The sequence below is a fragment of the Maribacter zhoushanensis genome (assembly GCF_029350975.1).
Classification (GTDB): Bacteria; Bacteroidota; Bacteroidia; order Flavobacteriales; family Flavobacteriaceae; genus Maribacter; species Maribacter zhoushanensis.
Genome location: NZ_JARKMR010000001.1, coordinates 983228 through 998513 on the forward strand (window position 1 = coordinate 983228; position 15286 = coordinate 998513).

11 protein-coding genes are annotated in these 15286 nt (G+C 35.1%); 4 read left to right on the forward strand and 7 right to left on the reverse strand.

Features of this window, described 5'->3' with window-relative positions; translation table 11 throughout:
- Nucleotides 1-48 precede the first annotated feature (48 nt).
- A complete protein-coding gene (locus tag PXD56_RS04040) occupies nucleotides 49-951 on the forward strand; it encodes a hypothetical protein (RefSeq protein ID WP_276492061.1) in 903 nt (300 codons plus the stop codon).
- On the opposite strand, the gene PXD56_RS04045 is transcribed toward PXD56_RS04040, so the two are convergent.
- Nucleotides 948-2225: a replication-associated recombination protein A gene (locus tag PXD56_RS04045; protein ID WP_276492062.1), complete on the reverse strand. Its 1278-nt coding sequence runs from the start codon at nucleotides 2223-2225 to the stop codon at nucleotides 948-950. The genes PXD56_RS04040 and PXD56_RS04045 overlap by 4 nt on opposite strands.
- Nucleotides 2226-2363: 138 nt before the next feature.
- Between PXD56_RS04045 and PXD56_RS04050 the strand changes: the two genes are divergently transcribed.
- A complete protein-coding gene (locus PXD56_RS04050) occupies nucleotides 2364-3110 on the forward strand; it encodes a rhomboid family intramembrane serine protease (RefSeq protein ID WP_276492063.1) in 747 nt (248 codons plus the stop codon).
- A gap of 7 nt (nucleotides 3111-3117) precedes the next feature.
- Here the strand turns inward: PXD56_RS04050 and rlmB are convergent, their stop codons facing one another.
- From rlmB to PXD56_RS04080, 6 genes are all read right to left on the reverse strand, one after another.
- Nucleotides 3118-3852: a 23S rRNA (guanosine(2251)-2'-O)-methyltransferase RlmB gene (gene rlmB, locus PXD56_RS04055; protein ID WP_276492064.1), complete on the reverse strand. Its 735-nt coding sequence runs from the start codon at nucleotides 3850-3852 to the stop codon at nucleotides 3118-3120.
- 67 nt (nucleotides 3853-3919) lie between these two features.
- Nucleotides 3920-4666: a hypothetical protein gene (locus PXD56_RS04060; RefSeq protein ID WP_276492065.1), complete on the reverse strand. Its 747-nt coding sequence runs from the start codon at nucleotides 4664-4666 to the stop codon at nucleotides 3920-3922.
- A gap of 62 nt (nucleotides 4667-4728) precedes the next feature.
- Nucleotides 4729-8022 carry a VCBS repeat-containing protein gene (locus PXD56_RS04065; protein WP_276492066.1) on the reverse strand — a complete coding sequence of 1098 codons (3294 nt, stop codon included), beginning with the start codon at nucleotides 8020-8022 and terminating at the stop codon, nucleotides 4729-4731.
- Between the two features lie 156 nt (nucleotides 8023-8178).
- On the reverse strand, nucleotides 8179-9048 hold the full coding sequence (locus tag PXD56_RS04070) for a hypothetical protein (RefSeq protein WP_276492067.1): 870 nt from the start codon (nucleotides 9046-9048) through the stop codon (nucleotides 8179-8181).
- A gap of 11 nt (nucleotides 9049-9059) precedes the next feature.
- Nucleotides 9060-10736: a SusD/RagB family nutrient-binding outer membrane lipoprotein gene (locus PXD56_RS04075; protein ID WP_276492068.1), complete on the reverse strand. Its 1677-nt coding sequence runs from the start codon at nucleotides 10734-10736 to the stop codon at nucleotides 9060-9062.
- A gap of 30 nt (nucleotides 10737-10766) precedes the next feature.
- A complete protein-coding gene (locus tag PXD56_RS04080) occupies nucleotides 10767-14009 on the reverse strand; it encodes a SusC/RagA family TonB-linked outer membrane protein (protein ID WP_276492069.1) in 3243 nt (1080 codons plus the stop codon).
- A gap of 399 nt (nucleotides 14010-14408) precedes the next feature.
- Here PXD56_RS04080 and rpsL point away from each other — a divergent pair, with 399 nt between their 5' ends.
- A complete protein-coding gene (gene rpsL / locus PXD56_RS04085) occupies nucleotides 14409-14783 on the forward strand; it encodes a 30S ribosomal protein S12 (protein WP_036152127.1) in 375 nt (124 codons plus the stop codon).
- A 23-nt stretch (nucleotides 14784-14806) separates the two neighbouring features.
- Nucleotides 14807-15283 carry a 30S ribosomal protein S7 gene (gene rpsG / locus PXD56_RS04090; RefSeq protein ID WP_116770427.1) on the forward strand — a complete coding sequence of 159 codons (477 nt, stop codon included), beginning with the start codon at nucleotides 14807-14809 and terminating at the stop codon, nucleotides 15281-15283.
- The last annotated feature ends 3 nt before the right edge of the window (nucleotides 15284-15286 follow it).

Below are 15286 nucleotides of genomic sequence, written 5' to 3' on the forward strand. Positions count from 1 at the left end.
TTGGCATGCTTTTTTCATATATTACCATGAATTTAAAATTATGTCGTTTTGAAAACAGTTATTGCAATACTATTCACATTTATAGGACTTTCCTCATATGCCCAAACGAACCTAGATGATTACAAGTACATCATTGTTCCTAAAAAGTTCGATGCTTTTAAGAATATGAATGAACATCAAACAAGTACGTTAATAAAATTTTTATTTACGGGCAAAGGGTTTACTACGGTATATGATGATCAATTACCGGAAGATTTAAAATTCAATAGATGCTTAGGGGTTGTTGCAGATTTACAAGATGATAGTAGTTTGTTTTCTACCAAGACCATTATTAATCTAATTGATTGTAATGATAAGATTGTATTTAGTACCATGCAGGGTATTAGTAAAGAGAAGAAGTACAAGGAATCCTATAACGAAGCCATTAGAGAATCTATGCGCTCATTTAATGGAATGAACTACACTTACAGTGCTAAGAGCGAAAAAGATGAGCCTGTGACCGTTAATTTTAAAAATGACGTTAAAAAGTTAGACGAATCTAAAGCCGCTGCTGTTTTAAAGGCAGAAAAGGAAATGAAGGAAGAGAAAACAACCAAAAATACAGCGGTAGTATCCAAAGAAACCGAGCAAACACAATACTACAATGATCGCACTCCTGTAGCATCTAATATTAAGAAAAAGGCACCTGAAACATCTGTTTTAAAAAATGTAGAAGTTAACAAGACAATGAAACAAGATATTTGGTATGCACAGGCTACTGATACAGGTTACCAATTGGTAGATAGTTATCCAAAAGTTAGAATGAACTTAATGAAAAGTTCTACCGATAATGTTTTTATGGCAAAGACAGATACCAAAAATGGTATGGTCTATCAAAAGGAAGGTAATTGGATATTTGAATATTATGAGAATGATAAATTAGTTCAAGAGGAACTACATATCAAATTCTAAAAATCATATTTCGTTTTCCATCTATTTTTTATAAAATCGCTAAGGGCTTTTTCCCTGGCATTATTTCCTGGTTTGTAGAACGTAGTTCCGGTGATTTCATCAGGTAGAAACTCGGCATCCACAAAGTTGTTTTGGTAATCATGGGCATATTTATATTCTTGTCCGTAACCCAGATCTTTCATCAATTTCGTAGGTGCATTTCTTAATGGAAGTGGTACCGTTAAATTCCCTGTTTGTTTTACTGCCTGTTGTGCTTTCCCTATCGCCATATAACTTGCGTTGCTTTTTGCTGAGGTTGCTAAGTAAATTGCACATTGACTTAACACTATACGGGCTTCTGGATAACCAATAGAGGTTACTGCTTGAAAAGTTGTATTTGCCATTACCAAAGCGGTTGGGTTTGCCAAGCCAATATCTTCAGAGGCAGAAATAAGCATTCTTCGTGCAATGAATTTTACGTCTTCACCACCTTCAATCATTCTCGCTAGCCAATACACTGCACCGTTAGGGTCACTACCGCGTATAGATTTTATAAAGGCAGATACAATATCGTAATGCTGTTCGCCTGTTTTATCATAGAGAACTGTATTTTTTTGAACTTTAGAAAGCACTAACTCGTCTGTTATAACAATAGTATCACTTTCTTCAGAATTAACGACCAATTCAAAAACGTTCAATAACTTTCTGCCATCACCTCCAGAAATACGTAATAAAGCTTCCGTTTCTTTAAGTTCTATGTTTTTTGATTTTAGCAATGAGTCTTTTTCCATTGCCCTTTTGATCAAGTTCTCTAGATCTGCTTTTCCAAAGGCATTTAATATATAGACCTGACAGCGAGAGAGTAGTGCAGGTATTACCTCAAAACTTGGGTTTTCTGTTGTTGCCCCAATTAATGTTACCCATCCTTTTTCAACTGCAGCCAAAAGAGAGTCTTGTTGAGATTTGCTAAAACGGTGTATCTCATCTATAAATAGTATAGGGTTTTTAGCCGTGAACAACCCTCCTGCTTGTTTTGCTTTATCTATAACTTCACGAATATCTTTAACACCACTGTTAATTGCGCTAAGAACATAAAAGGGTCTTTTACTTTGCTCTGCTATAATATTTGCCAAAGTTGTTTTACCCGTTCCTGGAGGTCCCCAAAGTATAAGCGAAGGAATAATACCTTTTTTAATCTGGTTTGTTAGCGAGCCCTTTTCACCCACTAAATGGTGCTGACTAATATACTCGTCTAAAGTTTTAGGGCGTACGCGTTCTGCTAAAGGTTCGTTCATGTTACAAAAGTATGATAATCTTAAAAGAGAAGAGAAAAGTATGTTGCCAATTGATTGTTAAGTAAGTTTTGTAGTGACAATATGACCAATTTGTAAACGTTGGTAGTATAATTGTAAGCTAGATATAAAAACAAGCTCATGTCAGAAATGGGACATTTTAAGTTTTCTAATAAAGTGCTGGCTATTCCGCTATTTGCCATGATTGCCATATGGTGCGTGTATTGGGTAGAACTGCTTTTAGGTGTAAACTTTAATGAAATGGGAGTAATGCCAAGAACACTTTTGGGATTACGCGGTGTTATTTTTAGTCCTTTCATTCATGGCTCTTTAGAGCACTTATATAACAACACTATTCCTTTAGCCATTTTACTTACGGCGCTTTGGTACTTCTATAAGGATGTTGCTTGGAAGGTAGTTTTGTATGGTATATTATTATCAGGGTTAATAACTTGGCTAATTGGTAGAACATCTTATCATATTGGTGCAAGCGGACTCATTTATGTCTTGGCAAGTTTTATTTTTTTCAAAGGAATATTTAGTTCTCATTTTAGGCTGGTAGCACTTTCTTTAATTGTCGTTTTTATATACGGAAGTATGCTTTGGTATATATTTCCTGTTAAGGAGGGAATGTCTTGGGAAGGACATTTAGCCGGATTTATAACCGGGTTGTTACTTGCAAAAATGGTGAAAGCTCGAATTCCCCCTACCAAAAAATATGATTGGGAAAAGGAAGATTTTAAAGAAGAGGATGATTTGTTTTTACAGCACTTTGATGAAAACGGAAATTTCAGGAAAATACCCATTGAAGAAGAATATGAAGAGGAAGAGGGTTTTCAATACAATTACATCTTCAAGAAAAGCTCTAAAACTGATACAGATAAATAATCCGTAGTTACAGGCGTTGGCGAACCGCTTCGTATAAAAATACCGCACAAGCAACGGAAACGTTTAACGATTCAATCTCTCCAAGTAAAGGAAGCTTAGCCCTATAATCAGATGCTTTTAGAATAGAAGGAGTAATACCACGATCTTCTGCGCCCATTACAATAGCTATAGAATCAGTGAAAGGAACATCGTAAACGGAATCTTCTGTTTTTTCAGTAGCGGATACAATTTTAATATCTGAAGCCTGTAAATAGAAAACGGCATCTTTTAAATGATCAACTTTGGCAATAGGAACTCTGTAAGCGGCACCAGCGGAGGTTTTAATCGTATCTGCGGTTACAGGAGCGGCTCCTTTCTTTTGAACAATAATCCCGTCTACTCCGGTGCATTCCGCAGTTCTAATAATTGCCCCAAAATTACGTACGTCAGAAAGTTGATCCAATAATAAAAATAAAGCAGGTCCTTCTTTTTCGCTAGCCTTCTCCACTAAATCCTCAAGTGTATGAAATGCGATAGGGGAGATGTTGGCAACAGCACCCTGGTGGTTGTTTTTTGTAAGTCTGTTCAACTTTTCAATAGGCACATAGACCATGTTGATTTCATTACGGCGCAATAAACCTTCCAATTCTTTCATAAGGTCGCCCTTAAGACCTTTTTGTAGAAATACCTTGTCTATCTCTTCATTTGAATTGACAGCTTCTATAATGGCTCTTAAGCCATAAATTTGAGTGGTTTTTTGCATGGGGCAAAGGTAAATAAAAACCGCCCAACTATTGTTGGGCGGTTTTAAATAATAAGGTTAAAATGTTCTAGCTATTTAAATAGTCGAAAACTTTTTTTAAATCTGCCTCGTTTTTGATATTTAGATTGTTTTCTTTTAAGAAGACTTTGAGTTCTTCCCTTTTAGTTTCATCTAGTAACTTAATTAATTTTTTATTCTTTTGCGGTACTTGGTCAATTCTATTTACACCATTTTTTTGAAAATAGAATTCTGTGAATTTGGTGAATCTACTTGGTACGGCTGCTACAAAAGAATTTTGTGCTGGTTGTCCTTCTGTAAACTTAACAAGCGTTCTTTCGTATAAATCATACTTACTTCCTTCTTGAATAAGAGATAAATACCCATTTAGGGTAGCGTTTTTCTCAGTTATAAAAGTTTTAAAACTTAAAGGTTTAGCATTTATAAGCAAGCTAATATCTTTATCCTTAACTAATGCCTGATATGCCTCTTCTTCAGAAGCTGTTTTTTTAATTTCAATTTCTTCGTTTAAGGCGTTGTATCTATAATAAATATTGCCAACTACTTCGTCATCATATTTTAAGATTGTTGGGGCAAAAGTATTGGAAGTGTATGGGGAACCTTGAAATTTGTCCAAATCTATTTCTCGCCTTTTTTGATAAGCCTCGTTTACAGGACCTAAGAAGTTGGCTATTGCGGCACCTGCAGCTGCATTTTGACTAGCTCCTCCCATATTGGTTGGTACTTGACCAGAATATTGAGCTTGTAAAGTTGTACTTGCTATTGCGGTAATAGCTAACATTAAGATTTTTTTCATGGTGTGGTTGTTTAAGACGTTTAATTTAGAAATAATTTTTAAACCTCTTATATTCAGGATGTTTAATTTTTTGTTAATTCGAAAGTTCTTAGTTTATTATTATTAAAACCAGTAACTAACAGGGTCTGGTCTTTAAATTTTATCGATTCCATACTTTTTACATTTCCTCTTAGGTATAAACCTGTTTTCTCCATAGTAGATGGTGTATATCCATCCTTACCGTTAGAAATTAAGGCTAGACCAGAGATGGCATCTAATCTTGGTGTTTCTACTTCTGTTTCGTATATATTTCCCGAAATTACACAATCTTCAAATCCGTCGTTATTTAAATCAAAAACTGATATGGCCAAAGTTGGAAACAATTGAGATTCATTAGGTAGTATTATTTTTTCAAATTTATCATTTCCTTTGTTTAACAGTAGAATGGAACTAAATTCTGTAGCTTCATTTGAATACGAATCTTTTAATTTTTCACCATAGATATCTTCCATGGTGGCTTGAGCAAAATCATTGTAAGTAGCAAATTTGTCTTTTATAAATGGCATTTGTTGTGATGAGCATTCTCTTCCTCTTACCGGAACATATGTTTCATGATATTTTTTACTTAATACCACATCATTGATGCCATCATTGTCAAAGTCATTTGCAAAGATTTTAAAAGGTTTTTCTTTGCTTGCCGTGAACTTTATATTTCGCCCAACATTACCCACTATGTAATCCTTATTTCCATCATTATTTATATCAGTTTCTTTTATTTTGAACCACCAACCCTTAGTATTTAGAGATGCGTTATCAGTAGCAACGCGTTCAAATTTTCCATTTTTATTTTCAAACATGCCAATTGGTGTCCATTCACCTACGGCAATGAAATCTTGCCAACCGTCATTATTGAAATCTGTTGTAATAATACTGTTGATTAATCCAAAATCTTCTAGCTCAGGAACAATGATTTTGGTAACATTTTTTAATACTCCATTATCATTTTCATAAAGTATAGATGCACTATGCATTGGGTAATTGTGTGGTATAATTCTATTGCCTACTAAAACATCATTATCTCCATCTTTGTCAAAATCAATAATTGTAACAGATTTACCACTTTTTGGAAATGCTTGTAAAACTGGTGTTTCTAATTTTTCGAAATTACCTTTACCGTCGTTTAGATATAATCTATCAGCGTAATAAGAAGAACTTTCGCCGTATTCATTACCTCCACTAACTACATAGAGATCGAGGTCATTATCATTGTCAAAATCAAAAAATACAGATTCTGCGTCTTCTTTACCTTCGTCTAATTGAAATGATTTAGGTGTTCTATTCGTAAAGCCATTTTGGGTTTGTATGTATAGTGTTCCTGATTGACCAGATCCGCCACCTACATAAAGATCTTCTTTTTCATCACCATTAATGTCACCCTTGGCCATAAATGGTCCGGTATTAGATTGTTTGTATGGCAATAGAATTTCTTGCTCAAAGTCATCATAACTTGTTTCTTTATGGCTAAAATCTAATGGGTAATCTTGTTCGTTTTTAGCGATAAAAAAGGAGTTTTTTTCAAAAGACGGTTTACTGGAAATAGGTTTGGCGTTAGTCTCTGAAAAAGTTAGTATTGAATTTGGTTTAACATTAAATTGATAAGCTACCTTTCCACTTGGCCATTCGACTTTTACAGTATCAATAGTTGTAGAGTTGCCCACACCAAAATGTGCTGAATTTTCTTGAGAAGACATATAACCTCTTACTCTTTTGATTTCTTCAAACTGATTTTTGCTGTCATGTGAAATGGTTACTTTTGCAAATGACTCTTTATTTTGGTCATCAATTTTAACTTTTAAAAAGTTTCCTACTTCATTTTCTCTACTATTGTTTTTATAAAGTAGCGCTTGCTGGTCTATATTATTGATAATTAAATCTAAATCTCCATCATTGTCTAAATCTGCTTGCGCAGCCCCGTTACTAAAGGTAAGTTCTTCTAACCCCCATTTTAGACTAGTTTCTTCAAAATTGAGATTTCCATGGTTTTTATACATTAAGTTGCTTAAACTTTCTGATGGCATTTCGTCATATAATTGCTGTTTTATGGTATTTGGAATGTTACCCTTATATTTTACCTTAGTATTATAAACCTTGTTTTGGAAATCATTATCCAAGGCATATTTTCGGTAGCCATTAGTTATGAAAACATCTTTTAATCCGTCGTTGTCATAATCTGACATTAATACAGACCAACTCCAATCTGAGCTAGCCATAGATGTTAGTTGAGATACGTTAGAGTAGTGGTTATTACCTAAGTTCAATTGAAGTGAATTGAACATGTATTGGTATTGAAAACCAGCTGTATTTGTTAGGTAGTTAAATCTTTCAGTACTCATGGAAGCCATAAGTGTTTTTGCTCTGAAATGGTCATTAGATGCCATATCTAAAACGAATATATCCTGTAATTTATCATTATTGATATCGGCAATATCTAAACCCATACCATAAAATGATACCTGTTGTACTAAATCTTTTACTGAATTTTTAAAACCGCCATCTTGGTTATTAATATATATGGCGTCTGGTAGGTAATAATCACTAGAAATATAGATGTCTAAATAACCATCTTTATTGATATCAGAGACACACAAGCCTAAACCAAATATTGGATTTTCTAAACCTGCTTCTTTAGTGATGTCAATGTATTTTCCGTTTACATTCTTGTAAAAGTGACTGCTGTTAAAATATTTTGTTTCTGTTGATGTATTCACCGCTTTAAGTAGAGAAATAGGGTCTAGACCGTATAATTCATTTTCATTCATTACTATGCAGTCAAGATCGCCATCTTTGTCGTAATCAAAGAATGCTGTTTGTGTCGAAATACCTGGGTCGTCTAATCCATATTCCTTTGCTTTTTCGGTAAATGTTTGATCTTGGTTGTTAATGTATAGTAGATTGTTTCTATTACTTCTATTGTTGGGTCCTCCTTGAGAAACATAGATGTCTTGCCAACCATCATTATTGATATCTACGAAGGTTACACCGTTACACCATTTTTTGTTGATATTGATTCCTGATGATTCAGAAATGTCCTCAAATACAAGGTTTCCTTTGTTTATGTAGAGCTTGTTTTCTACCTGGTTTCCCGAAAAGAATATATCTAATAAACCATCATTATTTATGTCTTCAACACCTACGCCTGCACCATTATAGAAATAATCGAAATTAAAAACATTATCATAGGTTTCTACATTTTCAACGAGATTATTGCTAAATGTAATATGACTTTGTTCACTTGAAATACTTTCGAATATTTTGATGTCCTCAGATTTTTTATGAGAAAAGTTGACAGTATCTTTTTTGTTTTCAGAGCAGGACATCAACATTGATAAACATGAACTTAGAACGGTAGTTATCAATAAAGTTTTCCTTTGGATCTTAAAAGGATATGACATATGGGGGTATTATGGATTATAAAAAAAATAGCTGCCCTATATTAATGGGGCAGCTATTGAATAAATTAGATTTTACTTAAACTACCCGCCACAGATATTCAATGTTTGAATACCAACAGTTGGACTTGGTCCGTCTGATAGAGCTAGTTCTCCAGTTGGAGCTTCTATTTCATAAGTAATTTCACTATCCCAGTCACCAGAAGAGAATGCTAATGTAAATTCAGTAGTTCCTTCAGGTACTGTAAATGTTTCTGTTCCTGCAGCACCACTTGCAAGTGTGTAAGAACTTTCAACACCATCAATAACAACATCAATAGATGCTCCATTCCATCCGTCACCATAGCTATCTTCCAAAGTAATAGTATATTCACCTGGAACTGGTGCAGGTGGAATACATTTTATAATTGGATTATAGAAAAAAGGAGCATTAAAGAAAGAACCTGTAATAGTACCTGTACTATCATCATTTGTAAAAGTTCTACCATCTGTTAAGGTTAAAATTAAACGAAATTGAACAGCGTCACCACCGTCAAATTCACCTTCTACTAAACCTAATAACGATAAAGCATTGGCAAGAGTAGTTTCGTAACTAGCTCTTGGTAGACCAAATTCACCATCTGTAAAATCTGCAGGTAAAAAAGTTTCAATTAAAATTTCATCTACTGTAGAATCACCATTTGCTTCAGTGTTATCATCAAAGCTAATGTATAAATCAACTTTTTCTAATAGATCACCATCTTCATAATCTTGCTCTTCAAAAGTAAAGCCAAATGTAGTAGAGGTGTCGAATCTATCGAATATACCGTCAGATTCAATTGTTCTTAAAACAGCACCTCTAGTAGTTTCTGCAAAGACTTCATCAATAACTTTGCCACCGTCGTCATCACATGATGTTATTAGTAGCGAGGAAACACCTATAATAGCGCCTAATATTTTATTGTTTATTTTCATTTTCTTAATTTTTAGTTAGCAGATGGGAAAGCTGGTCCAGCTGGATTAGTATCCCAAAATACTTGAGTTGATAAATCAGATTTCTGCGAAACATTCGGGTTTGTAATAACCTCTGTCTGAGGATATAAAAATGATCTTGGAAATGAACCTGGATTTAGTTCCCAGTTAGGAGCTAATGTTGTAGGGAAGCCTGTTCTTCTGTAATAGTTAAAGGCTTCAACACCACCACCATAAAGTGCGATCCAGTACTGTTCAGATAAAATGTTAGTTTGGTCATCTCCTGTAGCAGCTAAATAATCGGCAACTGTATCATCTATATAGGTAGTAACTTCAGTTTCTGTCGGAGCTACAGATAAATCTGCATTAGAATCTAAAGAACCAAAACTTTGAACTTTAGCAATTGACTTTGTCATAGCAGACTCTAAAAATGTCGCTTTCTCTGCTGCTGAAGTAGCCATTTCTGCTTGCCAGAAATCAACATATGAAGCAAGGATGATTGGCTCAATACCTCCGCCTCCGCCACCTAGGCCAAGACCAACAACATCAAAGCTGTTATCATCAAAACGTCCTGCTGCAGGATATACGCCAGCTGCAGTTTTTTGGAAACCATCTGGTGGGCCTCCTTCATTATTTCCATGAGATCTTCCCCAGTATCCATCATCCACTGAACAATAAACAAAACCATCGTAATGTACTGGTGGAGTAGCTAGTGAACAGGCAAGTAACTCTTCATTTGGTGCTACACCTTCTGCTCCAGGTGTTTCAGCTTCTTGTCGATAGAAATAATATCTAATTCTAGGATCTTCTCTTTTCAACATGTTATTCATTAACCAGTTGTTCTGATAAAGGTTAGCTCCACTACTAGTGTAGTCATCATTATAATCAGGGTGACGTGTATCTGGTTGTAATTCTCTAGTACCATACTGCCATTGAAAATCATCTGCTGTTTCTGCAATGTAGTCACCACCTGCAATAATTGAACTAAAAGTACTTGAGTCACCAGTGGTAACAGCAGCTTTTAATCTGATAGTGTTAATTAATTTTATCCAGTTTTCAGTGTCACCACCATAGAAAAAATCTTCACCACCTTGTGTAGCCGGGTCAGCAGCGAACAATGCTTCCGCCTCGGTCAATAACGCCAGTGCACCTGTATAAACATCTTCCCCATCATCTAACATTGGAGCAGGAAATTCGACAGGATTACCTGCTTGACTTAAAGTAGCTTTTCCTAAATAATCTGTAACAAGTAAAAGCATGTGTGCTTTTAAAGTTTGACCAACTGCAATGTGGAAACTATAGTCAGTATCACTTGAAGCATCAATGGTTTTTAGGTTGTCTACGTTAGGGAAAATACCTAGGTCTACATCGTTAGTAAATACATCATCGTTTCCATCTGTACTACTATAAAGACGTTCCCAAATGTCATCAAAAGTATCACCTGGGTAAGTATTAAAATAGTTACGACCGTTCATATAATCGATACGAGTTAATTCAGAACCAATATCATTTATAGTGTACATATTGGCTACATATGCAAGTTGAATTGAATTCAACAATAAATTAGGGTCTGCTTGGTCAGCAGCAAGATCGTTAGGGCTAGTCCTAAGATCTAGGTCTGTTGTTTCACAAGAGTTTAATAGCACTCCTGCGGTAAAAACAACGGTTATATATTTAATTATTTTTTTCATAATATTTCTATTAATTAAGATTAGCAATTTTTAAAAGGTTGCTTTGATACTAACTCCATATCTTCTAGAACTTGGACCGTTAATAAAGTCAAAACCTTGTGAGTTACCTACACCTGCACCTTGAATGTTAGGGTCAAAATTAGCACCCTCTGGTGTGTTGTAAGCATCAAACCATAAGTTGAAACCTTGAGCGGTTATCGTCAATGAACCAAAAGGAGTTCTTTCTAAAGCTTTCGCCGGGAAAGTATATCCTAATGATAGTTCTTGTAAACGAACAACAGAAGCATCATAAACTTTTAATTCAGTTGGGCCGAATAATATATTGTTGAAGTAGTAAGTAGAGTTGTTGATCTGCTTATTATTTACTTCACCAGTACTTTGAGAAACACCTGGTAGAATATATGTATTTTCTCTATCTAAAGTTTCAGTTATTAAACCTCTACCTAATAAGGTACCAATTGTGTTAGAAACAATATCACCACCTTTTGTATGACTAATTTGAAATCCTAAATTCCAATTCTTATAAGAAAGAGAGTTTATAATGTTCATGATATAGTCAGGGTTTGGATTACCGATTACAGGAACGTTGCCATCCGCATCAATTTCAGTAGTAACATAATCACCACCATCATCAATTAAGAAGTTACCATCTGCATCTCTTGCAATTGCATCACCTACTATAACACCTAGCTGCTCGCCTTTAATTGCTGCATTACCACCTACTGATAAAGTTGAACTACCAGCATAAATAATAATATCCTGCTCTTGCTCTGTTACAATAAATTTGTTTTTAGTAAAATTCGCTCTAGTATTCCAGTTGAAACCACTTGGTTCGTCACTTCTTATCCAATCAACACCTAAGTCAATTTCAATACCATCACCTTCTATTTTACCAACATTACTTTGTGTGAACGTAAAACCTGTTGATGGTGCAAGAGGTTCTCTTACAATAAGATCTTTTGTAGTTCTATCAAAATATGTGAAATCTAAAGAAACTCTGTTGCTAAAGAATTTAGATTCAAAACCAACTTCAAATTCAGAAAGAAGCTCAGGCTTTAAATCAGGATTTGCTTTAAAACCAGCAACTTGGTTAGTTGTAACCTCTCCACCTTCACCAAAAACTTGTGTGTTTTGTTCAACAACACTTATAGTTGGGTAGGCTGTAGGGAAAGTTGCAGACTGACCTAAACCAGCTCTTAATTTTAAGAAATTAAGCCCTTTTTCTGATTTAATACCAGGCCAAGCAGCAGTAGGCAAGAAAGATGCACTTGCACTTGGATACGTTTGGCTATTATTCTCAGTAGTAAGGTTAGATACCCAGTCAGTTCTAGTAGAAGCCGTAAAGAATAACATGTTGTCATAATCTAAAGTAACTTGTCCTAAAAGACCTGCAATATTTCTTTTTTCAGTATACTGAATTGGAGATTGGTTTTCGTAGTTAAAATGTCTTTGAATATCAAAAACAATCTGTCCTGTACTAGCAACACCAGACTGGTCAAAAGTAGTTGAACGTGTAGTTCCACCAACATTAAATGTCAATCCTAGTTTTTCAGATAAATCATAGTTACCATTTAATGCTAAATAATGATCCCAAATAGTATTGTTGTTGTCATATGTATTTAAGAAACCAAAAATGGCATCTGTAAAGTTTACACCACCTTTGTTAGAATATTGTTCATTTCTTTCATTGTAATAATCTAGACCTGCTCTGTAGGTCATGTTAAGATTATCGTTAATGTCATATTGTACGGCAGCATTCCAGAAAACACGTGTCGTCAATTGAGAATACTTTACATTGTTCTCAGTCCAACGTGGGTTAATAATGTCATTACCATTTCTATAGTATACACTAGATCCATCAATAGGATTTTCATAAGGTAAACCTAATAAGTCAACACTTCTTGGTGTAAAATAAATATTACCGAAGATAGAAAGACCTGTTGTACCGTTACCTTCACTTGCTGCAATTGGAGGCGAGCTGTAATCAGTTCTAGAGTAGTTCATAGCACCAGATACAGTGAATCTGTTAGATAGTTTAGATCTACCACCAATAGATACATTTGCTCTTGTTAATCCGTTTCCAGGTACAAAAGATTCATCATCTAAATAACCAAAGTTAGCATTGAACGTAGTGTTTCCATCTTCAGAAGCACCGTTAATGTTAACAGATGTAGAACTAACCGATCCAGGCTTAAAATAATCTTCTACAGAATCATAAGGTTTCCAATCATATCTTGCACCTTGTAATTCAGGAAATGCTTCTCTAGTAGAAGCTACTGAAGTACTACTATATGGGTGTTCTAAAGTACCGTTCTCGTCAATAGATGCTTGTCTTGCCCATCCAGAAAGTCCGCTTTCTTCAAAACTAGGACCCCAGTTACTAAAGAACCAACCAAATGCTTGATCAAAACCATTACCGTATTCATCTTGGTAATCTGGTAAAGAAGCAAATTCGTTAACAAAGTAAGATTGGTTTACAGTAATTTCAGTTTTCTTTTTACCACCAACAGCAGAACCTGCTTTAGTTGTAATAAGGATTACACCGTTTTTACCTTGAGAACCATAAAGTGTTGCTGCTGCAAGACCTTTTAATACTTCAATTTTTGCAATGTTGTTTGGATCTAAATCTAAAAATCTAGAAGAACCAGTGTTACCTGTTAAGAAGTTAGAACTGCTACCGTTGGTAGACTGAGTGTTAGAATCACTACTAAAAGGAACACCATCAACAACAAAAAGAGCTTGGTTACTTCCGCTAAAGGAACTTAAACCCCTTACTACAACGTTAGTTGCAGATCCAGACATACCACCTGCAGATGTTATCTGTACACCAGATGCTTTACCTGATAATACACGAGCGACATCACCTTCGGCACGAGATTCTAAATCTTCTTCATCTACAGATGATACTGCAAATCCTAAAGCTTTTTTCTCACGTTTAATACCTTGAGCGGTAACAACCACTTCTTCAAGTGCTTGAGCATCTTCTTCCATCTGTACGCTTACTGTGCTACCGGCACCAACCGATTTTCTCACAGCTTTCTGACCGATGTAAGTAAATAATAATGTTTCGCCTTGTGAGGCCATAATAGAATAGTTACCATCAAAATCAGTTTGTGTACCAGTAGTGGTACCTTCAACTACAATGTTAACCCCGGGCAAAGGTAGCCCTCCCTGATCAGTAACCGTACCGGAAACTGTTTTTTGCTGTGCAAAAGAAATATGCACAACTAACGCTAAAAGTAGCGTTAACAATCCATTTAGTTTTGTTCTCATTTTTAAATTATTTGAATTAGCTAGCGACAAACTTCACAATAATGTGTTAATAATGCAAGATAATTTTAATAAAACTTTAAGACCTTGAGGTAAAATTAGGAGTTACAGATTAAACACGATCCATATTTAAAGTTATATAATTCAGCATGGTTTTTTTTGTCATATTCGCAATTCTTCAAAAAAACTCAGAAAAACCTGCGTTTTATTCAGATCGAAAATTGTATGGGTTTTGCTAGTATATTTTGTTAATGTTGGGATATTTTAACAAGCTCATTTTTAATTGAAAAACGGACTATTTGAAAAAAAATAAAAATAAATGCGTAAGGGTTTGAATTATAATGAAATATTACTACATTTGCCGACCCTTAAAGTAGGGGTAATTTTTATATATTATATAGTATGCCAACAATATCACAATTAGTACGAATAGGAAGAGAGACGATTACTAAGAAGAGTAAATCGGCTGCTTTGGATTCGTGTCCTCAAAGAAGGGGTGTTTGTACACGTGTTTATACTACCACGCCTAAGAAGCCGAACTCAGCTATGAGAAAAGTAGCAAGGGTAAGGTTAACGAACGGTAAGGAAGTGAATGCTTACATTCCAGGAGAGGGTCACAATCTTCAAGAGCACTCGATAGTATTAGTAAGAGGCGGAAGAGTTAAAGATTTACCAGGGGTAAGGTATCATATTGTACGTGGTGCATTGGACACAGCAGGTGTGGCCGGTAGAACACAACGTAGATCTAAGTATGGTGCAAAACGCCCTAAGAAGTAATTAAACTTGTTTAAAAAGAAGTAATGAGAAAAAGACAGGCAAAGAAAAGACCGCTTTTACCGGATCCAAGATTTAACGATCAGTTGGTGACACGTTTCGTCAATATGATGATGTGGGATGGTAAAAAATCAGTTGCTTTTGGTGTTTTTTACGATGCAATTGATATCGTAGATGCTAAGAAGACTGATGATGAGAAGACAGCTTTAGAGCTTTGGAAAGATGCATTAAGTAATGTAATGCCTCACGTAGAAGTAAGAAGTAGAAGAGTTGGTGGTGCAACATTTCAGATTCCAATGCAAATTAGACCAGACCGTAAGATATCAACAGCTATGAAGTGGTTGATTAGTTATGCTAGAAAGCGTAATGAAAAAGGTATGGCTCAAAAATTGGCTGGTGAAATTTTGGCTGCGGCAAAAGAAGAAGGTGCTGCGGTTAAGAAAAGGGTTGATACGCACAAGATGGCTGAAGCAAACAAAGCATTTTCGCACTTTAGATTCTAAGTA